Below are 21,980 nucleotides of genomic sequence, written 5' to 3'. Positions count from 1 at the left end.
AAACCACGATGTCAGATCACGGAACGCCCTGCTGGTTCGAGCTTTCGACCGCCAAGGGCCGGCTGTCCGATGCCGAAGGCTTTTATGCCCGGCTGTTCGGATGGGATTTCACCGACGCGGGCATGCCCGGCTTTACCTATCATCTGGGCCGCGACGGTGGCGATGTCATCGTCGGCGCGATGGAAATGCCCCCCGATTGCGCCGATGTGCCGCCGAACTGGATGATCTACATCATGGTGGATGACGCCGATGCCACCGCCGCCCGGATCGTTGAAAAGGGCGGGCGCATCTTTCGCGAACCGGCCGATATTCCGGGGACGGGGCGTTTCGCGATCGCCACGGACCCGCAGGGCGCGGCATTCGGCATCCTGCAACCCGAACCGATGGAGGCGCCGACCCCGGAATGCGCCGGGTCGTGGAACCAGCAAAAGGCGGGGCGCGGCAACTGGATCGAACTGATGTCGACCGACCCTGTTGCCGGATTCGATTTCTATGCGGATCTCTTTGGCTGGTCGCCGGGCGATGCCATGGACATGGGAGAGATGGGCAAATACCAGCTTTTCCGCCAGAACGGCGTGGATATCGGCGGGATGATGGGCCTTGGCGATGCGCCGCAGCCGAACTGGCTGGCCTATTTCGGCGTGGATGATGTCGCCGCCGCGCTGGAAGGGATCGGGTCGCAGGGCGGCACCATCCTGCACGGCCCGACCGAGGTGCCCGGCCCTGCGCTGATTGCCGTCGCGCTGGACCCGCAGGGCGCGGCATTTGCCGTCGTCGGCCCAAAACCCGAGGGCGCCGCATGAGGCGCGCGCTGTCATGGGCCCTGATGCTTTGCGCGACCCCGCTGGTCGCGCAGGTGGCCGCGCAGGACATCGCCCCCGACGATGTTCCGCGCGGCGTGCCCGACTATCACGCCGCCGAGGCCGGGACCTATCGTCTGGACCCGACCCATACGGCGGTGATCGCCCGCGTGCCGCATATGAATTTCTCGATCAGCGTGTTCCGCTTTGACGTGGTCAGCGGCCAGCTTGAGTGGAACCCGCAGGATCTGGGGGCGGTAAGGCTGGTCGCGGATGTGGATCCGGCCTCGATCTCGACCCCCGTGCCGGGCTTTGCCGAGGCGCTGCGCGGCACGGATTATCTGGACACCGCCAGCCATCCGACGGCGCGTTTCGTCGCCGACGGCTTTGTCGCGGACAGTCCGGTGCAGGGCCGGATTTCGGGGCAGTTGACGATCATGGGCCAGACCCATCCCGCGACATTCGACGCGACGCTGATCGGCGCGGGGCAGGGCTATACCGGCGATGAAAACGGCAATCCGATCATCCGCAACCTGATCGGTCTCAGCGCGGAAACCGCGATCGACCCGCAGCAATTCGGGCTGAATCCTTTCTTTACCGATCCGGTGGTCATCCAGATCGACGCGGAATTCGCGCGGCAGGATTAGCACGGGCGCAGGATCGACAGGGGCGGCGGGTTTGGCCCGCATCTTCTCTTGGCCTTTGCGCCGTGCTTCGATATCCCCTTGCGCAAGCAAAGGGTGATCACATGGCGATGGAAAAGAATTTTGACGCCGCTTCCGCCGAGGCGCGGATCGCGGCCGAATGGGAAGCAGCGAATGCCTTCGCGGCCGGGGCGAATGCCAAGCCGGGTGCCGAAAGCTTTTCGGTCGTCATCCCGCCACCGAACGTCACCGGTAGCCTGCATATCGGCCACGCGCTGAACAACACCTTGCAGGACATTCTGGTGCGCTGGCACCGGATGCGCGGCTTTGACACGCTGTGGCAACCGGGTCAGGACCATGCGGGCATCGCGACCCAGATGGTCGTCGAACGCCAGATGGCCGAACGTCAGGAACCCGGCCGCCGCGAGATCGGTCGCGCGGCCTTTCTGGAAAAGATCTGGGCCTGGAAACAGGAATCCGGCGGCACGATCATCAATCAGCTGAAACGGCTCGGGGCAAGCTGCGACTGGTCGCGCAATGCCTTTACCATGTCGGGCGCCCCCGGCGCCCCCGCGGGCGAGGACGGCAATTTCCACGACGCGGTCATCAAGGTCTTTGTCGACATGTATGACAAGGGCCTGATCTATCGCGGCAAAAGGCTGGTGAACTGGGACCCGCATTTCGAAACCGCGATTTCGGACCTAGAGGTCGAAAGCCGCGAGGTCGCGGGCCATATGTGGCATTTCAAATACCCCCTCGCGGGTGGCGAGACCTATGAATATGTCGAACGCGACGCGGACGGCAATGTCACGCTGCGCGAGACCCGCGATTACATTTCCATCGCAACGACCCGGCCCGAAACCATGCTGGGCGACGGCGCGGTCGCCGTTCACCCCGACGATGCGCGCTATGCCCCCATTGTCGGCAAGCTGGTCGAAATCCCGGTTGGACCCCGCGAACACCGCCGCCTGATCCCGATCATCACCGACGAATATCCCGATCCCGATTTCGGCTCGGGCGCGGTCAAGATCACCGGCGCGCATGACTTCAACGACTATGGCGTGGCGATGCGCAATGGCATCCCGCTCTATGCGCTGCTGGACACCAAGGCGCAGATGCGCGCCGATGGCCTGTCCTATGCCGAAAGCGCCGAAATCGCGACCCGCGCCGCGCGCGGCGAGGATGTCGGCGATGTCTCGAACGTGAACCTTGTCCCCGACGAGCTGCGCGGCCTTGACCGTTATCAGGCCCGCCGCATCGTCGTGGACCAGATCACCGCCGAGGGGCTGGCCGTCACCTGCCTGCACAAGGAAATCGACAAGGAAACCGGCGCCGAACATCTGGAACGCCGCCCCCTGGTCGAAGCCAAGCCGATCATGCAGCCCTTCGGCGACCGTTCGGGCGTGGTGATCGAGCCGATGCTGACCGATCAGTGGTTTGTCGATACGCCGAAAATCGTCGGGCCGGCGCTGGACGCCGTCCGCAGCGGCGCGACGAAAATCCTGCCGGAACAGCATGAAAAGGTCTATTTCCACTGGCTGGAAAACATCGAGCCCTGGACCATCAGCCGCCAGCTTTGGTGGGGGCATCAGATCCCGGTGTGGTATGGGCTGGACCTGTCGGCGCAGGGTTTCCGCGATGACGAAGGCGATGGCGCGCTGGACGAGGTCGAACTGTTCGAACTGCTGGCCGATGGTCTGGTCCAGCGCGGCGAATTGCACCACGCCGCCGCCGGCTTTGCCGATGTGGTCGAACGCTTCCGCGATGATATCGCAGGTCTGCCGCAACCCCTTGAAATCGCCCGCGTGATCGAGGTCGCCGACCGCGATGCCGCGGTCGATGCCTTTTCGCAGGGGCTGGCCGATTACAACCTGACGCAGGATCCGACCCGGCTGGTCTATCCGGTCTGGCGCGATCCCGATGTTCTGGACACCTGGTTTTCGTCCGGGCTGTGGCCCATCGGGACGCTTGGCTGGCCGGAAAAGACGCCGGAACTGGCCCGGTATTTCCCGACCTCTACCCTGATCACGGGCTTTGACATCATCTTTTTCTGGGTCGCCCGGATGATGATGATGCAACTGGCCGTGGTCGGTCAGGTGCCGTTCCATACCGTCTATGTCCATGGGCTGGTGCGCGACGAAAAGGGCGCCAAGATGTCGAAGTCGAAAGGCAACGTCATCGACCCGCTGGTCCTGATCGACGATTTCGGCGCGGATGCGCTGCGGTTCACGCTGACCTCGATGGCGGCGATGGGGCGCGACCCCAAGCTGGGCCCGAAACATGTCGAGGCGAACCGCAATTTCGTCACGAAAATCTGGAATGCCGCGCGCTTTGCCGAAATGAACGGCGTGCGTGGCGGGGGAGACCGGCCCGCGCCGACCCATACGGTCAACCGCTGGATCATCGGCGAACTGGCCCGCACCCGTCTGGCCTTTGACGAGGCGCTGCGCGGCTATCGCTTCAACGAAGGCGCGCAGATCCTCTATGCCTTTGTCTGGGGCAAGGTCTGCGACTGGTATGTCGAATTTTCCAAGCCGCTGTTCGACGGCGATCTGGCGCAGGAAACCCGCGAGACGATGGGCTGGGTGCTGGATCAATGCCTGATCCTGCTGCATCCGATCATGCCCTTTGTGACCGAAGAACTGTGGTCGCTGACGGGGGATCGCAGCTCGATGCTGGTTCATGGCGACTGGCCGGAATATGGCGCCGATCTGATCGACCATACCGCGGATCGCCAGATCAACTGGGTGATCGGTGTGATCGAAGGGATCCGTTCGGCCCGCGCGCAGATCGGGGTGCCCGCAGGTGCCCGCCTGGACCTGATCGTGGTTCAGGCCGACGATGCCGCCCGTGCCGCGATTGCGGCGAATGGTCCGCTGATCGAACGGCTGGCGCGGGTCAATCCCGCGCAAGACGGTGCGATGGGGCAGGGCATGATCTCGGTCGCGGCGAATGGCGCAAGCTTTGCGCTGCCTGTCGGCGAGGTCATTGATGTTGCGGCCGAAAGCGCGCGGCTGGAAAAGGCGCTGGCCAAGACGGAAAAGGATGCTGGCGGCTTGCGTGGCCGTCTGGCCAATCCGAAATTCGTCGAAAATGCCGAACCCGAGGTGATCGAGGAAACCCGCGACAAGCTGGCACTGCTGGACGAAGATATCGCCCGCACCCGCGCCGCGCTGGCCCAGCTTCTGGCGATGAGGGGCTAGGCTGTCGTGCAATGTCGAAAAAGCCCCGCCCAGGGATGCCGGGGCGGGGCTTTCTCATTGTCGCAGGGCCGGGGTCGCAGAGCCGGGATCATTCTTCGCGGAAGGCGCGGGAGAAGTAATCCGTCAGCGGTTTCAGCAGATAGGCCATTGGGCTGCGTTCGCCGGTCTGGATATAGACTTCGACCGGCATCCCCGGAACCAGCGCCAGATTGCCCAGCTTTTCAAGCTGATCGGCCGGGATGGTGACCTCACCGCGATAATAGGGCATCCGCGTGACTTCGTCGATCAGCGCATCGGGTGACACCTTGTTCAGAACGCCGTCGATTTCGGGCGTCGTGCGCGAGGAAAAGGCCGAGAAACGCAGCACGACCTCTTGTCCCGGATGGACTTCATCGACGTTGATCGTGGCGATCTGGGCGCTGATCACCAGCGGGCGGTCCTGCGGGATGATATACATGATCGGTTCGGCCGGGCGGATGACCGAACGCGGCGTGGTGACCTGCAATTCCTGCAAGATGCCCGACACCGGCGCGGTGATTTCCAGCCGGGCGATCTGTTCGCCCAGGCCGCGACGACGTTCCGCCATCTCCAGTTCGCGATAGCCAAGGTCGCGCAGCTCGGTTTCGGCAGCCTCGCGGCGTTCGGCGGTGCGTTCCAGCCGGGTCAGGTCGATTTCGGTCAGCCGCGTCACGGATTGCGCCCGCCCGGCGATGATTTCGCCCATCTGGCCGTCAAGTCGCGCCGCTTCGCGTTCCAGGGCCAGCACCCGGGCGGATTGGGCAAGGCCCTTTTCGAACAGCGCGCGCTGGTTTTCCAGCTCTTCCTGGATAAAGCCGCGCTGCTTTTCCAGGGCACCCATCTGGGCGTCGATCCCCTCGATCTGGGCGGTCACCTGCTCGGATTGCTTGGCAAGCTGGCCAAGCGCCTGGTCGAGCGTGTCGCGCCGGGCCGTGAACAGGCTTTGCTGGCCCGCCATCAGCCCGGCAAGGCCCGGGCTTTCATGGGCCTCACGGACCAGTTCTTGGGGGAAGGTGATGGTTTCCAGATCGGCGCGCTCTGCCTCGAGCCGTCCGCGACGGGCCAGCATTTCGAAATACTGGCCTTCGACGATGGCCAGTTCCGTGCGCAGCATCGTCCCGTCAAGGATGATCAGCGGTTGCCCCGCCGTGACCGTTTCCCCTTCGTGAATCATGATGTCCTGAACCACGCCACCATCGGGGTGCTGGACGACCTGACGGCGCTGTTCGACCTCGACCTGACCCGAGGCGACAACGGCGCCGGCGATCCGTGCGGTCAAGGACCACAGGCCAAAGCCGCCGAACAGCAGCAAAAGGCCGATCACGCCGATGATGATGGCACCCCGCGCGCTCCACCTTTGTTCGACGGGGGCGCGGTGGATGGGGGCGGGCTGCATCAGCTCGACCTCGGCCGGCTTGGCGCGCAGGGCGGGCTGTTGCTGCGGGCGGCCGGCAGGCAGGTTGTCCAGCTTTTCGACGGGCGCGCGGCCGGTTTGCGGCTGTTCCGTGGTCATACGACACCCCCGCCCTTGCCTTGCGATTGGCTGATCTGTTCGGCGTTCTTGACCATCGAGCGCAGCACCTCATCCCTTGGGCCGAAGGCGCGGCGCAGGCCCTGATCGACGACCAGCAGCAATTCGCATTCGGTGATGGCGGCGGGGCGGTGGGCCATGATGATGACCGCGCCGCCGCGCGCCTTGATGTTGCGGATCGCGATGTTCAGCGCCTCGGACCCTTCGTTGTCGAGATTCGAGTTCGGCTCATCCAGAACGAACAGGACCGGGTCGGCGTAGAGCGCGCGGGCAAGGCCGATGCGCTGGATCTGCCCGCCGGAGAGGCGCCCCCCGGTCTGCGAAACCTGTGTGTCATAGCCCTGCGGCAGATCCAGAATCATGCGATGCGCGGCGGCCGCCTGTGCCGCCGCCACGACGCGCTGCGGATCGGGTTGCGGCGACAGGCGGGCGATGTTTTCGGCAATCGTGCCGTCGAACAGCGTGACCTGCTGGGGCAGATAGCCGATCAGGCTGCCCAGCACATCGGGGTCATATTGGTCCAGCGTCGCGCCGCCAAGCCGGATCGAGCCCGCCGCCACCGGCCATGCGCCGATCAGGGCGCGGGCCAGCGTGCTTTTGCCCGAACCGGACGGCCCGATCACGCCCATCGCCTGACCGGGGCCCATGGCAAAGGACATGCCGCGCAGTGTCGCGGCGTTCTGGCCGGGCGGCACGACGGAAATCTGGTTGACCTCCAACTGCGCGGGGGGCGGGGCAGGGGCGTGCGAGAGAGGATCGGCGGGCGGCGCGACAGCAGTTGCGACAGCCGTTCCCAACCGTCCTGTGCGCGCTGGACCATGGGCCAGCCGCCCACGACCTGTTCGATCGGCGCCAGCGCGCGACCCATCAGGATGGACGAGGCGATCATCGCGCCGGGCGTGACCTCTTGCTTCAGCACCAGCCAGGCACCTGCGGCCAGCAGGGCGCTTTGCAAAAACAGCCGGAACGTCTTGGAAAAGACGGTGAAATTCGTGGCGCGGTCGGTGCCGACCATGCCCGCATCGGTCGCGCGGTCGCGCGCCACCTGCCAGCGCCGGAATGCCGCGCCGCGCATGCCCGAGGCACTGATGATCTCACCCTCTTGCCGATACAGATCCGATATCCGTTCCGCTTGCTGCGAGGCGATGTTCGATTCCTGCAGGGGGATCCGGCCAAGCCATTGGTTCAACAGCGTGGCGACGATCAGGATCGCCATGCCGATCGTCGCGACGATCCCCAGAAACGGGTGAAAGATATAGACGGCGGCCAGAAAGAGCGGCGCCCAAGGCAGATCGAACAGCGCCATCAGCACCGGAGAGGCGATCAGCCGCTGCACAGCCTCCAGATCGCGCATGCCGCCGCGTGTGACCATGTCATTGCCCGCAGCCGATCCTTCCTGAAGGGCGGCAGCGAAAACCCGTCCCTCCATCTTTTCCTGAAAGCGGGCGGCGACGCGGGCCATGACGCGGCTGCGCGCCACGTCGATCAGCCCCATCAGCGCGAAAAGAAAGCAGATCAGCACGAAAAGCGCCGTCAGCGTTTCGACCGAGCGGCTGCCCAGAACGCGGTCATAGACCTGCATCATGAACAGCGGTCCGGTCAGCATCAACAGGTTCACCGCAGCCGAAAACAACCCGACAAACAAGAAAAGATGCCAGGTCAGGCCGCGCGCGCTGCGCAGTTCCCGCTTGCCATCATGTCGCATAGGCGGCATGGCCATGCCGATCCTTTCCTTTCGACGACGGGCGCACTTGCCCGATGAGTTGCGCCCGTTTATCGCAAGCGATGACCCGGCAAAAGCCCGCAGGCCGTAAATCGCCGTGATTGAACGAGTCGTAACAGAAGAAGGTTATCAAAGAATTGAGACATTCCCTTTTTCTTTTTCCTGTCGTGGCGCTTGGCCTGTCCGCCTGTTCGCAAGGCGCGGGGCCGGACGGCATCAATGACCCCTATGAAGGCATGAACCGTCGCGTTCACGCCTTTAACCGGGGGCTGGATGCAAATATCGTCAAGCCATTGACGGACAAGGAAAACGACGGCGATGACACGCGCGGTCCGCTGTCCTATGCGGTTCAGGGGGTGGGCAATTTCGGATCCAACCTGGCGCTGCCGGGCAAGGCTGCGAACCATCTGCTGCAGGGCAAGCTCGCGCCGGCGGTGCGCATGACCTTTCGTTTTGCGGTGAATACGACGGTTGGTCTGGGCGGTTTTCTGGATCCCGCGACAGCGGATTTCGGCCTGCCCGAGGAGGACACCGATTTCGGACAGACGCTTGCGACCTGGGGCGTGGGCGAAGGTGCCTATCTGGAACTGCCGCTGCTTGGCCCTTCGACCGAGCGCGATACCTTCGGGCGTGTCGTCGATCTGGTCCTTGATCCGCTTGGCCCGCAGATGAACCGCGACCAGCGGCTGATCGGTTTTGGTGCCCGTATCCTGTCAAAAGCCGGTGATCGTGCGAAATATGGCGACACGGTCGATCCCGTTCTGCATGAAAGTGCGGATAGTTATGCGCAGACCCGATTGATCTGGTTGCAGCATCGCCGTTTCGAACTGGGCGAGGAAGGAGAGGCCATTGACCCATATGCCGAATGACACGCGCCGCGGTTTTCTGGGGCTGATCGGCGCGGCCGTCGCCTGCACAGCGATTCCCGCCTTTGCGATTCCGGCCTTTGCGCTGGACACCGATCAGGCGCGTGCCTTTATTTCTGAATCGCTGGATCAGGTCTATGCGGTCATCAATTCGGGCAAGCCGCCCGCCGAGATGTATCGGGATTTCGAAGCGATCTTTGCCCGCTATGCCGATGTCGACACCATCGCGCGTTCCGCGCTTGGCCCGGCGGCGCGGTCGGTCGGCGCACAGGAATTCGCCGCCTATCGTCAGGCTTTTCAGGGCTATATCGGCCGCAAATACGGCAAGCGTTTCCGGGAATTCATCGGTTCGCGCATCGAGGTGCAGGAGGCGCGTCCGCTGAAATCATTCTTTGCGGTGAATTCAGTCGCCTATCTGAACGGACGCAGCCCGATGCTGGTGGAATGGCATGTCTCGGACAAGTCGGGGCAGCTTCGCTATTTCAACATCATCATCGAAGGCATCAACATGCTGTCGACCGAACGGACTGAAATCACGGCCCGGCTGCGCGCGGCGCGGGGCGATATCGCCGCCTTGACGGCGGATCTGTCGCAGGCGGGCTAGGCGCCCCCCTGAGCCGGAACGGGATGAACTGGAACCGGCGGCGTCAATAGACGCCGTCGATTCCCCGCAGCGCGCGGGTCAGCGCGTCTTCTTCACCGGACAAATCCGCGTCATTGGGCAGATCGACCATCGTATCGGGCGTGATTTCGTTCGGCGCGCGCAGATCCGCCGGATCGGTGAAGCCGTCCTCGGTCCCGTCGCTGGATATCGTGCTGCCCGGCGTGCGCGGGGCCGTGCCCGCATTGTCGCCGCCCATGCCCGCCGCATTTTGCGCGACATTCTGCGGCGAAGGCTGGCCAAGCGCCTCGGACAGGGCCGCCGCCAGCGGATCGGCGCCGCCTTCGGGACCGGCGCTGACGACATTCGGCACGGCGCGTTCGACATCCGGGGCAAAACCGCCAAGCGGCTCCGCGGGCAGGCCCTCGTGGATTTCCTGCATCACGGCCTGCCAGATTTCGGCGGGCAGACCGCCGCCGGTCACGCCTTTCAGGGGCGTGTTGTCATCATAGCCCATCCAGACGCCGGTCACATATTGGTCGGTAAAGCCGATGAACCACGCGTCACGATAGCTGGAGGTCGTGCCGGTCTTGCCTGCCGCCTCGCGGCCCGGCAATTTCGCCCGGCCGCCGGTGCCGCCGTCGATCACCTGTTTCATCATCGCGATCAGGTTGCGGGCCGAATTCTGCGAAATCACCCGCGTTCCGATACCGCCCGCCTGACCGATCAGGGGCTGGTCGTCACCCTTGATGCGCAACTCGATCAGCCCATAGGGTTTCACCGCAGAGCCGCCGTTGCGGATGCCCGCATAGGCGCCGGTCATTTCCAGCAGCGTCGATCCTGACGCACCCAGCCCAAGCGAGGGGCTGCTGGTCAGATTGCTGGCAAAGCCGAAATCCTGCGCCACGCGGCGCACGGCATCGCGCCCGGCGATTTCCTGCAGACGGATCGTCGCGGTGTTCAGCGATTGGGCAAGCGCGGTGGTCAGCGTCACCTCGCCCCGGTATCTGCGGGTGTAGTTCTGCGGGCTCCACGGCGCCGAGCCGCGGATCTGGATGGTCAGGGGGGCGTCCAGAACATGGTCGTCCGGGCGATAGCCCTGATCCAGCGCCGCCGCAAAAACAAAGGGTTTGAAGCTGGAACCGGTCTGCCGCTTGGCCTGAACCGCGCGGTTGAAAACCCCCGCCGTGCCGGTTTCGCGCCCGCCGATCATGGCGCGCACCGCACCATCGGCCGACATCACGACAACCGCCGCCTGCGCCTTGGACGCCTTGTCGACCTTTTCGTCAAAGATGCGTTGCAGCGCACGTTCGGCGGCACGCTGGACGCGCTGGTCGAAGGTGGTCTGGATGGTCACGTCCTCGGTCGTTTCGCTGGTCAGGAAGCCGGGGCCTGCCTCCATCACCCAATCGGCGAAATAGCCCCCCGCGCGCGCGGCTGCGGCGCGCGACAGGACGGCAGGCTCGGCCTTGGCCGTGGCGAATTGCGCATCGTCCAGATAGCCCTGATCATGCATCAGCCCCAGAATGACGCTGGCCCGGTCCTGCGCGCGTTGCAGGTTCGCGGTCGGCGCGAAATAGCTGGGGGCCTTCAGCAGACCGGCCAGCATCGCGGCCTCTGCCGGGGTCACATCGGTAGCGGGCTTGTCGAAGTAACGCTGGCTGGCGGCTTCGAAACCGCGCGCACCGGCACCCAGATAGGACCGGTTCATGTAGATGTTCAGGATGTCCTGCTTGGAATATTTCGATTCCAGCGCGATCGCATAGGGGACTTCCTTGATCTTGCGCCAGATCGAGGATTTGCGGCATTCCGCCTCGAAATCGGCTTCGGATTTCCACTGGATCGGGTCGAAGGTTTCGCCAAGGCACAGCAGCTTCGCGACCTGCTGGGTGATGGTCGAACCGCCGTTGCCTTCCAGTGCGCCACGGCCTGCGGCCATGTTGATGCGGATGGCGCTGGCGATGCCGCGTGGATCGACGCCAAGGTGGTTGTAGAAACGCTTGTCCTCGGTCGCGACGACGGCGTCGCGCAGCACCGGGGCGATCTTGTCGGCGCTGACCATGCCAAAGGTTTCCCCGCGCCAGGCAAAGACGCGCCCGTCGCTGTCCAGCATGGTCACCGACCCGCGCGCGCGCCCGTCGAACAGGTCCGAGGCCTCGGGCAGGGTCGTATAGTAATAGAAGCTGGCAAAGCCCAGAATCAGGAACACCGTCAGGCCAAGCCGCCAGATGGAACCCCAGATCACGCGCCATATCAGGGCGATGAACCCCGCAAACCCGGATGTCACCGCGCTGCCTATCCGTCTGGTTTTGCGCGGCTTTCTGGCTTGCCGTTTCTGTTTCGGCTGTTCTTGCACTTGGCGCTTGTCCGCGACGATGCGGCGTCCGCCGGTGGGTTTTTTCATGCCTGTAATCCTGCCCGGCCTGCTGCGACGGCCTTTTGTCGCGGAACATACAGCAAGATTGCCGCCTTGAGAACCTGCCTGACCGGAAGGTGAACGGATGGTGACAGCCGCGCCGGGGGAAATCCGCCGGGGCGATTTGCGGCTGGTCCAGGGCGCCCGGCCATGCGAAGCTGTGGCCATTGAAATTGCCGCTGAAATTCAGGAGCCTTGGATGTCCCGCAAAACCCTTGTCGCCCTTGGGGCCGTGATCGCAGCCGCTGCCATCGTTGCCGCCTGTTCGATGCCGGGCACGTCCGGAGAGGTGCGTTGCGGCTGGATCGAAAATCCGACCCCCGGCAACTGGTTCCTGACCGACCGCGACGGGCGTTGGACCATCGCCACGCAGGGCGGCGAACAGGCGCAGGGGATGGAGCAGATGCCCGATATGTCGGCAGGCGAATGGGTCGCGTCGGATGCGCGCGGATCCTATGGCCATGGCTGCGGCTGTCTGACGATGCGCGACGATCCGGCGGAAATGAAGGTGCTGGCGCTGCTGAAAATCCGGCAAAAGCCGCTGAACGACTGCCGCGCCGATCCCGCCTTGCTGCCAAGCGAGCCGAAATATTCCGGCAGGGGCTAAGGTCACGGAAAGGTTGAATTTCAAAGGCCCGGCGATCGCGCGCCGGGCCTTTTGAATATGGGGCCTTTGCGTGGGGGTTACGCGACGCGGGCGGTCACGAAATCGGCCAGATCGGCCAGCTTGTCGCGCAATTCGCTTTGCGGCAGCACCGACAGCGCCTGACGGGCACGCGCCGACCAGTCCAGTGCATCGCGCCGCGCCGCATCCAGCGCACCATGGCGACGCAGCAGCTCCATTGCATGCTCCAGATCGCCGTCGCGCTGGTCGCCCGCCTCGATCGTGCGGGTCCAGAAGGCGCGTTCCTCGGCCGAGGCCAGCGCCACGGCCTTGATGACCGGCAGGGTCAGCTTGCGTTCGCGGAAATCGTCGCCGGTGTTCTTGCCGATGGTTTCGGACACGCCGCCGTAATCCAGCAGGTCGTCGACGATCTGAAAGGCGATGCCAAGCGCGTCGCCATAATCGCGCAGGGCCGTGACATGGGCGTCAGAGGCGCCCGCGATGACGGCGCCCACCTCGGTCGCGGCGGAAAACAGCGCGGCGGTCTTGCCCCGGACGACCTGCAGATAGACGCTTTCGTCGGTGCGCAGGTCCTGCGCGGCGGTCAGTTGCAGCACCTCGCCCTCGGCAATCGTGGCGCTGGCATTCGACAGGATGGCCATGACCCGCATGTTGTCGGTTTCGACCATCAGCTGAAAGCTGCGGCTGAACAGGTAATCGCCGACCAGCACGCTGGATTTGTTGTCCCACAGCAGGTTGGCGGTGGGACGGCCACGCCGCTGGCGGCTTTCGTCGATGACGTCGTCATGCAGCAGCGTCGCGGTATGGATGAATTCGACCGTCGCGGCCAGCAACTGGTGATGCGTGCCCCGATAGTCGAACAGCCGGGCCGAGGCGACGGTCAGCAGCGGCCGCAGCCTTTTGCCGCCCGCGCCGATCAGATGGGCCGTGACCTCGGGGATGCGGGGGGCGTGTTCGCTGACCATACGGTCGCGCAACAGCCCGTCGACGGCGGCCATGTCGTCAGCAAGAAGCTCGGAAAGCCGGTCCAGCGGCTTGGCGACGAAATCGTTCTTACCCATCAGCATTCCTTTCGCAGCACAGCCATTGCCACGGCATGGACAGTTTCGCAACAGCCGCTTACCCTTTTCTTGTCATGAAAGAACTCTTGCGAACCAACGACCCGCTTTTGCTAGTCCGCGCCACGGATCTGCTGGCGTCCGAGGGGATTCCCGCCTTTCCGCTGGACCAGCATATGAGCGTTCTGGAGGGGTCGATCGGGGTGCTGCCGCGTCGCCTGATGGTGGCGGATCGCGACTTTTTCATGGCGCAGGCGATCCTGCGCGACAACGGATTGCGATGACGGATCCGGTCCGGAACGACTTTCTGGGCGGCCGGTTGCGGATCTGGCAGCCTGCGCGGGGCTATCGCGCCGGGGCGGATGCGGTGATGCTGGGCGCGGCCTGCCCGGCGCGGGCGGGCCAGGCGGTGCTGGAACTGGGTTGCGGTGTCGGCGTCGCGCTGTTCTGTCTGGGGCGTCGCGTGCCGGGGCTGGCGCTGACCGGGCTGGAACTGCAGGCCGATTACGCGGCGCTGGCGCAGCGCAATGCCGATGAAAACGCCATCCCGGCGCGGATCCTGACCGGCGACATCGCCGCCATGCCCGCGCCCCTGCGGCAGCAAGGTTTTGACCATGTCATCGCCAACCCGCCCTATTTCCTGCAAGGCACCCGCGCGCCCGATGCGGGGCGCGAAACCGCCCGGCACGAGGCGCTGCCGCTGACGCTGTGGATCGACGCCGCCCTGCGCCGCCTGCGCCCGAACGGGCAGGTGACGCTGATCCAGCGCGCCGACCGTCTGGATGCGATTCTGGTCGCTTTGCAGGGGCGCGCCGGGAATGTGACGATTCTGCCCGTCGCGGCCCGCACCGGCCGTCCCGCCGGTCGTGTGATCGTGAATGCGACAAAGGGCGCGAAATCCCCGATGAGCTTGCTTTCGCCCTTTGTCATGCATGAAAAAGCCGAACATGATCAGGATGTTGAAGATCTGACCCCGGCGGCGCAGGCCATTCTTCGCGAATGCCGGCCGCTCAATCTGAACGGGCGTGAAAGCAGGTGACAGAACCATGAAACTGTGATGCAATCGTCATGTTCGACCGGATCACAAATGGAGGACGATATGTCGGTTGCTTCCCATGTGGAGGAACTTCGCAAGAAACATCACAACCTTTCCGAGGCCGTCAAGGACGCCGAGCGCAGTCCGGGTTCCGACAGTGTCAGCATCACCAGGATGAAAAAGGAAAAGATGCGGCTGAAAGAAGAAATCGTTCGTCTTTCCCATTGATCACAAGATAGGTATTCCAACCGTCATCACATGATTGCCGAATGGATACGGCCCGCAGGACATGATCCGCGGGCCGTTTTTGTTGCGTGTCGCCACCGTGGCTGGCGGGATCGTGGCTGGTTGGCGGTTCGCGGGGACCGTCAGGCCCCCGCCGCACAGGATCAGCCCAAGGACATCAGCCGAAGAACTGGCCGCCGTTCGCGCTGATGGTCGATCCGGTGATGAAACCGGCGTCATCCGACGCCAGGAACACGACGGCACGGGCGATTTCTTCGGGTTCGCCAAGGCGACCGACCGGGATCTGGGGAATGATACGCTCGGCCAGGACCTTTTCGTCGATGGCGCGGACCATTTCCGTGCCGATATAGCCCGGAGCGATCGCGTTGACCGTGATGCCCGCGCGCGCGCCTTCCTGCGCCAGCGCGCGGGTAAAGCCGATGTCGCCCGCCTTGGCGGCCGAATAGTTCACCTGACCCGCCTGACCCTTCTGGCCATTGATCGAGCTGATGTTGACGATGCGCCCGAATTTGCGATCGCGCATCCCGTTCCAGACCGGATGGGTCATGTTGAACAGGCCGGTCAGGTTGGTGTCCATGACCTCTTTCCACTGCTGCGGGGTCATCTTGTGGAACATCGCGTCACGGGTGATGCCCGCATTGTTGACCAGAACCGCGATCGGGCCCAGATCTTCCTCGACCTGTTTGATCCCGGCGGCGCGGGCATCGTAATCGGCGACCGACCACTTGTAGGTCTTGATCCCGGTTTCTTCCGTGAACTTGCGGGCAGCATCATCATTGCCCGCGTAATTGGCGGCCACGGTGTAGCCTGCCTGTTGCAATGCAATCGAGATGGCGGCGCCGATTCCGCGCGATCCACCGGTAACAAGTGCGACTTTGGCCATCTGTCCCCCAAAAATTCAGAACGGCTATGAAATGGAGTTACCCTTGTGGGCGGGTGCGCGCAAGATAGTTGCGCGCACTATTCTCGTTTCTTTTCGAATTATGCGCGCTCAAGGCACATGGCGACGCCCATGCCGCCACCGATGCACAGCGTGGCCAGACCCTTTTTCGCGTCGCGGCGCTGCATTTCGAACAGCAGCGTGTTCAGGATGCGCGCGCCCGATGCGCCGATCGGGTGGCCGATGGCGATCGCGCCGCCGTTGACGTTGACGATCGCCGGATCCCAGCCCATGTCGCGGTTGACCGCGATGGCCTGCGCGGCAAAGGCCTCGTTCGCCTCGACCAGATCCAGGTCGCCAACCGACCAGCCGGCTTTTTCCAGCGCGCGGCGGCTGGCGGGAATCAGGCCGGTGCCCATGATCGTCGGATCGACACCCGCCGTCGCATAGGACGCGATTCGGGCCAGCGGGGTCAGGCCACGGCGGGCGGCCTCTTCTTCGGTCATCACCAGCACGGCGGCGGCGCCGTCGTTCAGGCCCGAGGCGTTTGCGGCGGTGACGGAACCGTCCTTGGTGAATGCCGGGCGCAGTTTTTCCATCGCCTCCAGCGTGGCGCCGATGCGGATGTATTCATCCTTGTCGACCGAAACGTCGCCCTTGCGGCTTTTCACGGTAAAGGGGGTGATTTCATCGGCAAAACGGCCCTCGGCCTGCGCGGCTTCGGCCTTGTTTTGCGAGGCGACGGCGAATTCATCCTGTTCGCCGCGGGTGATGCCGTATTTGGTCGCGACGTTTTCGGCGGTCTGACCCATGTGATAGTTGTTGAACGCATCCCACAACCCGTCACGGATCATCGTGTCGATCATCTGCATGTCGCCCATTTTCTGGCCCGAACGCAGATAGGCGGCATGCATGGCCAGCGACATCGATTCCTGACCGCCGGCCGCGACGACGGTTGCGTCGCCCAGAATCACCTGTTGCGCGGCCAGTGCGACCAAACGCAGGCCCGAACCGCAGACCTGGTTGATCAGCCATGCGGCCGAACCTTGCGGAAAGCCGGCCTTGATATGCGCCTGACGGGCCGGGTTCTGGCCCTGACCTGCGGTCAGCACCTGACCGAAGATGGTTTCGCTGACGTCGTTGGGGTCGACGCCCGCGCGCTCGACAACGGCGCGAAGGACGGCCGCGCCAAGGTCATGCGCCGGAACCTGAGCGAAGGATCCCAGAAAGCTACCGACGGGGGTGCGTGCCGCAGACACGATGACGGCTTTGGTCATGTTCGAAAATCTCCTCAGTCGCAGGGCCCCGGATGTCCCTGCCTGATCAGATTAGTCGAGCCTCGATCACGTCGCGTCAAGCCGTCCTTGCGCCGCAGGCCGGGATTCGGATGGCGTTTCCGGCCCCGGATGCGGTGCGAATCACCGATGACGGCCATTTTTGCGGCGGGGCGGGTCAATGGCGGCCTGCCGCCGCCTCGGGCGATTTCCAGGGCGGCACGATGGTCGGCGCGCCGAAATAGAACCCCTGCATGCAGTCGATGCCCATATCGATCAGATAGGCAGCGTCATCAGCGGTTTCGACGGATTCGGCGACGGTGAACATGTCGAAATGATGCGCGATGGATTGCAGCGCCTGCGTCAGGATCTGGTTGTCCGGATGGGCCGAGATTTCGCGGATGAACTGGCCGTCGATCTTGATCATGTCAAAGCTGAAATCGCGCAGATAGCGGAACGAGGTATAGCCCGCGCCAAAATCGTCCAGGGCAAAGCTGACCCCGTGATCCTGCAATTCGCCCATGAACCGGCGCACCATGCCCGGCATGCCCATGGCCGAGCTTTCGGTGATTTCCAGGATCAGCCGTTCGCCGATGTGCTGGTCTTCCAGCAGGTGGTCGCGCAGGGTGCGGATCCAGTCCGGATAGCCGATCGAGCGCGCCGACATGTTCACCGACAGCCGCAGCGACGGTTCTTCGGCCAGGGTCTGCAGGCCAAGCGACAGCGACAGGCAGTCGATCTGACGGCCGAGTTCGGTGGTTTCGGCAAAGGGCAGGAAATCACGCACCGGAATGAACCGCCCGGTTTCGTCGATCACGCGAATCAGCCCTTCGTAAAAGGCCGCGCGGGATGTGCGGTCGGATTGGACGACGGGCTGAAAGGCCAGCACCGCATCGCGATTGGCCACGGCGCGGCGCACCGTTTCCAGCGTCCGCCGCGATTGCTGGTCAATCGCGAAATCCAGCGGCGAGCCTGTTTCCTGCGGCGGGTCAAAGCTGGTGGTCATGGTCAGGCTCCCTGAATTCATGAGGTGCAGCCTGCCGTATTTTCACTAAACTGGGGTAAACAGGGGGTGTTTTCTGGATTCGAGGTTAAGGAAATGACAACCGGACGTTGTGGCTGGTGTGGGACGACGCCGCTGTATGTCGCCTATCACGACGAAGAATGGGGCGTTCCCGAATATGATTCAGCGCCTGTGGAAAAGCTGATCCTCGACGGGTTTCAGGCGGGCCTGAGCTGGATCACCATCCTGAAGAAACGCGACAGCTTCCGCAGGAGCGCAGCGTCCTTATTCGGGACGCCGATGCGCTTCGTTAGGCGACGTAGCGGCGATCGTCCCCAGCAGTTGTCCTTAACCTCGAAGATCAAGCACTGATTTCTGGTTGCCGAACAGCGGGCTGCATAATTCAAGGAGCCGATGACGAGAAGAACGGGCTTTCGCCGCTGGATTTCGCGATTGACCAGCAATCGCGACGGACACTGGAAACGCGCCGTATTAATCGCTGTGCGGTGCAGCGCTCGGCTATGCGCCCGACCGCATCCGGCCTGAAGAGGGGCTGATTCGCGTGATCGACCAGGCCGGTGCCGCGTGATTTCCTGCCCTTGCCGAAACCACCGAACTCGGCCATCGAGATCGGCCTATGTCTGTCGCTGGCCTACAGACGGTGAAAGACTTATAAACGCATCGTGAGTATGTCGGCGCGCTCGATCCACGACCAATCCCGAGATGGATCCGCACACCCTGCGCGACCGCCTGCTGGAGACCAACACTGATCTGGAATGCGGCTCGGCCATGGGCATGCCGAATGATGCGCCAGTTCATGGAGCGGAATACAGGATCTGGGTCAACTGCCCTGGACGGTACAGCGCGGGTATATCGTTCCGCTATCTGCGCGATTTCAGCGATATGATCCAGACAGCCGGATAATCGCGAAGATCAGCCCATCCGGACAATGCGCTGGGCGCTTACGATCCATCGCATCATCATTCGACATGTTCACCGTCGCCAGATCCGTCAGGCCACTGATGTACTATCGCGATCGATATCGAACGGAGTTCTGGTATACGCAGCCATCGTGCCACAATCCGGCGAACGGCCCAGGCCGCCGTTGACGCAGATGGCGTATTCACGCATCCGGGATGGCGAACGCTATCCAGATCCAGCTGCCGCGGCACGCAAGGTAACTGACGCGGTGATCTGATCAGGCAGGGCATCAGGGCCCTGCCGACTGGAAGATTTTCAGACATGACCAAAACCGTCATCACGCGCCCCCGTCGGCGAAACTCTGGGATCCCTTCGCTCAGGTTCAGCGCATGACGCGCGGCCGCCGTTGTCAGCGCTGGGCGATCGAGCTGTGACGTCAGCAACATCTTCGGTCAGGTGCTTTGAGCAGATGGAGCCAGAACCCGGCCCGTCAGGCGCATAACAGGCCGGCTTCCCGCAGATTCGGCCGCATGAGGCTGTCCAGCAGTCTGCGGTTCGAACTACATTCAGTCGCACTGGCCGCGCAACAGGTGACCTGGGCGACGCAACCGGCAGTCAGGGATCGATCGCTGACCATAAATACCGCCTATCTGGAATATGAAAATGGGCGTATGCCGTGACGAAGTTGTGCGTTCAACAACTATCTGGGCCGCCGAAACGTCGCGATACAATCACCCGCGGCGGGCAAGTAATTCACCGTCATCTCGTAGACGAAGCGAAGCCGTTTGCCACGTGGGAATCTGCCCGTGGCCGCAGGGCAGCGCGTTTCGGTCATTTGAAAGGATGCATCCCGCATCAGCGCCGCGCAGAAGACGATGGAAAACTGCGCCCGGCGTGACCCGGTTCCGTCACCGTCAGGCTACGGACGACGGCGCCATCTCTATAACGCCGGAAAACGCCACGCTGGCCTGCCCCGCTGGCCCGAAATCGCGTCATGCGGTGATCATGGGCACCGGCCCGATGCCGCCGGCCGCCGCTGGAAAAGCGTAATCGGTGGCAGCACAGTGTGAAACGAAGACGCTGCCGCGTCGCGTCAACTACGGTATGGAATCAACGTCGTCAACGTCATCGAAGCGGCGGCGCGATCGGTACCCGATCAGCGCATCAGGCCTATTGAAACCGGCATACTGACAGCGTCTGGCGCGGCAACCGACATGGATCGCCATGCCTTTGCTGGACGCCTGGGCGAAGAAGGCGGAATAGTGCGCGCAGCACCACCTACAGAATTAACGATTTCACGTAGCCGTTCTAACAGGATGGCAAAGTCGCACTATTCAGTGGATCGCGCCAGGGTCAACGCCGCCATCTCGGTGCATTGCAACGAATTTCCCGTGATGACGTGCTGCCCACTGGATTCACGGAAAACTCCGTGGTCGGTCACTGACCCGCGCAGATCAAACGGAGTCGAGGAAGATCAGGTTGATCGCAGTGCTGTCGACATCACCCGTGACGCGATGTTCTAAGCCCGAAGAGTCATGGACGCCAACCTGACCGGCCTGTTCAACATGACCCATCAGTCCTAGGATGCGCGATCACATCAACTCCGGTAATGGCAGAAAGTCAGACGGGTCAGGTGGATGAACCTATTCAGCCGCCGACAGACGACATCGGCACCCGCGCGCTGGCGCAGAGCATCGCAGGCAATCACAATCAACGCGATCCCGAATATATCGGCGCAGGCATGGTCATATCGACGAAAGGTCGCGGTAATAATCATTCCCCGGATCTGATCGATGCGCTAACAGGCCCCGACCATCGTGTCCTGGCGTCGGATGACGCCGGTACCGGATCGACACAAATCAGCGCGGGCAACGCCAATTCTGTTGGGTGATCCTGTGCGGCAGGGCCTGACGACATATACCAACCAACCGCGATCCCGACGACACGCAATAAAAACGGCCGCGGATCATCTTCTGCGAATACCATCAGCTACGGCAATCATCTGATGACGATTCAAATCTTGTGATCAATGGAAAAGACGAACGTGCTCTTTCAGCCGCATCTTTTTCCTTTTCATCGCGGTGTGCTGACTGTCGGGACCCGGACCGAATAAACGTCGCGGGCGGCACTCGAAGATTGTGATTGTTTCTTGCGAAGTTCTAATTGGCCTTGACGTATCGTCCTCGGTTTGTTGACCTTGACGGTGCCATGGTTCTGTCTGCTTTTTCACGCCCGCCGAACGAGCGGCCGGCATTCATATTGCGCCGCCGGGATGAAGTCTTCAACATCCTGGTCATGTTCGGCTTTCACAGGCAAGAGGCGAAGCAAGCTCATCAGTAATCGCATTCGCAGTACACGGCCGGCGGGACGTCGACGGGCAGGATCGTCGTTCCTGGCGCGCCTGCAAACGTTAAGTCGTATCCAGACTGATCGGCGCTGGAAATCAACGTCACCTGCCGTTGGGCGCAACAGACGGCAGCGTCAGCGAACGGCACTCGTGCCGGGCTGACTCACCGCCAGCGTACTTACGGAAATAGGGCCAGGCGTTAATGACATCGTCCAAAGACGCCTTTGCTGCCCGCAGGGCGCAGGCATGGCGCGTATCCAGATCAACCGGGATGGCGTTTTCAGCGCCCACGGCACCTGTAATCGGCACCTGCGGTTACGCCAGCTGGCGCAGGCAAACAGCGCGACCGACCCGCCGCAGCCAGTTCAGCGCCGCGCATTGCCATCACCGCATCCGCCCCGGTACGGCTTCAGCCCGAACGCAGATCTGGCAAACCGCCCGTCGTTCGGACGGATCCATCATCTGTCCGGCAGGATCGCCATACATCGCGATCCGCCGCCAATCCGACGTACTGATCGGCACCAGTACTTCATATGCTGGTCAACGAAGGCCTCGGACGCTTAGTCCGTGGCAAACAGCTGAAAGCGGGTCGTTATTTCTGGAAATTCTTTCATGACAGAAGAAAGTGGCGGCTGTTGCGGGCTATTATGCCGAAGAAATTCTTGATAGTAGAACATTTCGTCGCCGAAGCCGCTGGATCCTTTCAGGCTTCTTGCTGACGACATGGCCGCTGGAGCTGTTGCGCGACGAGTATGGAAGTCGTTCTTTAACCTTAGCAATACATGTAC

The 21,980-nt window shown here is 63.0% G+C and carries 19 protein-coding genes and 2 pseudogenes; 12 read left to right on the top strand and 9 right to left on the bottom strand.

Going from position 1 to position 21,980, the window contains the following annotated elements; translation table 11 throughout:
- The first annotated feature begins 8 nt into the window (after positions 1–8).
- From PE067_RS13680 to PE067_RS13670, 3 genes are all read left to right on the top strand, one after another.
- Positions 9–803, top strand: a complete 795-nt coding sequence (locus PE067_RS13680; protein WP_276190120.1) for a VOC family protein — start codon at positions 9–11, stop codon at positions 801–803.
- Complete coding sequence (locus tag PE067_RS13675) at positions 800–1,447, top strand: YceI family protein (protein ID WP_276190118.1); 648 nt, start codon at positions 800–802, stop codon at positions 1,445–1,447. Before PE067_RS13680 ends, PE067_RS13675 begins: the two co-directional genes overlap by 4 nt.
- 101 nt (positions 1,448–1,548) lie before the next feature.
- Positions 1,549–4,647, top strand: coding sequence for a valine--tRNA ligase (locus PE067_RS13670; protein ID WP_276190115.1), 3,099 nt, complete (start codon positions 1,549–1,551; stop codon positions 4,645–4,647).
- A gap of 88 nt (positions 4,648–4,735) precedes the next feature.
- On the opposite strand, the gene PE067_RS13665 is transcribed toward PE067_RS13670, so the two are convergent.
- Positions 4,736–6,061: an HlyD family type I secretion periplasmic adaptor subunit gene (locus tag PE067_RS13665; RefSeq protein ID WP_276190285.1), complete on the bottom strand. Its 1,326-nt coding sequence runs from the start codon at positions 6,059–6,061 to the stop codon at positions 4,736–4,738.
- A gap of 113 nt (positions 6,062–6,174) precedes the next feature.
- Positions 6,175–7,916 (bottom strand): annotated as a pseudogene (locus PE067_RS13660) (type I secretion system permease/ATPase).
- 140 nt (positions 7,917–8,056) lie between these two features.
- On the opposite strand from PE067_RS13660, the gene PE067_RS13655 reads away from it, so the two are divergent.
- Together PE067_RS13655 and PE067_RS13650 are read left to right on the top strand one after the other, a co-directional pair.
- Positions 8,057–8,788, top strand: a complete 732-nt coding sequence (locus tag PE067_RS13655; protein WP_276190112.1) for a VacJ family lipoprotein — start codon at positions 8,057–8,059, stop codon at positions 8,786–8,788.
- Positions 8,778–9,389: an ABC transporter substrate-binding protein gene (locus PE067_RS13650; protein ID WP_276190284.1), complete on the top strand. Its 612-nt coding sequence runs from the start codon at positions 8,778–8,780 to the stop codon at positions 9,387–9,389. Before PE067_RS13655 ends, PE067_RS13650 begins: the two co-directional genes overlap by 11 nt.
- A 43-nt stretch (positions 9,390–9,432) precedes the next feature.
- Here the strand turns inward: PE067_RS13650 and PE067_RS13645 are convergent, their stop codons facing one another.
- The gene (locus PE067_RS13645) at positions 9,433–11,790 is read right to left on the bottom strand and encodes a transglycosylase domain-containing protein (RefSeq protein ID WP_276190110.1); all 2,358 of its coding nucleotides are present in this window, start codon (positions 11,788–11,790) and stop codon (positions 9,433–9,435) included.
- A gap of 211 nt (positions 11,791–12,001) precedes the next feature.
- Between PE067_RS13645 and PE067_RS13640 the strand changes: the two genes are divergently transcribed.
- Positions 12,002–12,409, top strand: coding sequence for a DUF4087 domain-containing protein (locus PE067_RS13640; protein WP_276190108.1), 408 nt, complete (start codon positions 12,002–12,004; stop codon positions 12,407–12,409).
- A 77-nt stretch (positions 12,410–12,486) separates the two neighbouring features.
- On the opposite strand, the gene PE067_RS13635 is transcribed toward PE067_RS13640, so the two are convergent.
- Positions 12,487–13,488, bottom strand: a complete 1,002-nt coding sequence (locus PE067_RS13635) for a polyprenyl synthetase family protein (RefSeq protein ID WP_276190105.1) — start codon at positions 13,486–13,488, stop codon at positions 12,487–12,489.
- Between the two features lie 74 nt (positions 13,489–13,562).
- Between PE067_RS13635 and PE067_RS13630 the strand changes: the two genes are divergently transcribed.
- From PE067_RS13630 to PE067_RS13620, 3 genes are read left to right on the top strand one after another with little or no spacing between them, the layout of a single operon-like run.
- Complete coding sequence (locus tag PE067_RS13630; RefSeq protein WP_276190104.1) at positions 13,563–13,769, top strand: DUF2007 domain-containing protein; 207 nt, start codon at positions 13,563–13,565, stop codon at positions 13,767–13,769.
- Entirely contained in the window at positions 13,766–14,524 is a 759-nt protein-coding gene (locus tag PE067_RS13625) for a methyltransferase (protein WP_276190102.1), read from the top strand. The genes PE067_RS13630 and PE067_RS13625 overlap by 4 nt, the downstream gene beginning before the upstream one ends.
- A 60-nt stretch (positions 14,525–14,584) precedes the next feature.
- Complete coding sequence (locus PE067_RS13620) at positions 14,585–14,749, top strand: YdcH family protein (protein ID WP_276190282.1); 165 nt, start codon at positions 14,585–14,587, stop codon at positions 14,747–14,749.
- A gap of 175 nt (positions 14,750–14,924) precedes the next feature.
- Here PE067_RS13620 and phbB read toward each other — a convergent pair whose 3' ends face one another.
- The 3 genes from phbB to PE067_RS13605 all read right to left on the bottom strand — a co-directional run bounded on the left by phbB (position 14,925) and on the right by PE067_RS13605 (position 17,927).
- Positions 14,925–15,650, bottom strand: a complete 726-nt coding sequence (phbB, locus tag PE067_RS13615) for an acetoacetyl-CoA reductase (RefSeq protein WP_276190100.1) — start codon at positions 15,648–15,650, stop codon at positions 14,925–14,927.
- A gap of 98 nt (positions 15,651–15,748) precedes the next feature.
- Entirely contained in the window at positions 15,749–16,924 is a 1,176-nt protein-coding gene (locus PE067_RS13610; protein ID WP_276190098.1) for an acetyl-CoA C-acetyltransferase, read from the bottom strand.
- Positions 16,925–17,099: 175 nt separating this feature from the next.
- Complete coding sequence (locus tag PE067_RS13605) at positions 17,100–17,927, bottom strand: EAL domain-containing protein (protein WP_276190096.1); 828 nt, start codon at positions 17,925–17,927, stop codon at positions 17,100–17,102.
- 93 nt (positions 17,928–18,020) lie between these two features.
- Between PE067_RS13605 and PE067_RS13600 the strand changes: the two are divergent.
- Positions 18,021–18,194 (top strand): annotated as a pseudogene (locus PE067_RS13600) (DNA-3-methyladenine glycosylase I); the annotation flags it as partial.
- A gap of 133 nt (positions 18,195–18,327) precedes the next feature.
- Here the strand turns inward: PE067_RS13600 and PE067_RS13595 are convergent.
- Positions 18,328–18,549, bottom strand: a complete 222-nt coding sequence (locus PE067_RS13595; protein WP_276190094.1) for a hypothetical protein — start codon at positions 18,547–18,549, stop codon at positions 18,328–18,330.
- Between the two features lie 98 nt (positions 18,550–18,647).
- On the opposite strand from PE067_RS13595, the gene PE067_RS13590 reads away from it, so the two are divergent.
- Positions 18,648–18,848, top strand: coding sequence for a hypothetical protein (locus PE067_RS13590; RefSeq protein ID WP_276190092.1), 201 nt, complete (start codon positions 18,648–18,650; stop codon positions 18,846–18,848).
- Between the two features lie 1,630 nt (positions 18,849–20,478).
- Positions 20,479–20,736, top strand: coding sequence for a hypothetical protein (locus tag PE067_RS13585; protein ID WP_276190091.1), 258 nt, complete (start codon positions 20,479–20,481; stop codon positions 20,734–20,736).
- A gap of 1,016 nt (positions 20,737–21,752) precedes the next feature.
- On the opposite strand, the gene PE067_RS13580 is transcribed toward PE067_RS13585, so the two are convergent.
- Positions 21,753–21,980: hypothetical protein (locus tag PE067_RS13580; protein WP_276190089.1), on the bottom strand; the 228-nt coding region annotated here is incomplete at its 5' end.

It is taken from the genome of Paracoccus sp. DMF-8, assembly GCF_029309835.1.
Taxonomy (GTDB): Bacteria; Pseudomonadota; Alphaproteobacteria; order Rhodobacterales; family Rhodobacteraceae; genus Paracoccus.
The sequence above is the reverse complement of the archived record's forward strand: the minus strand, read 5'-3'. Positions and strand labels throughout refer to the sequence as shown.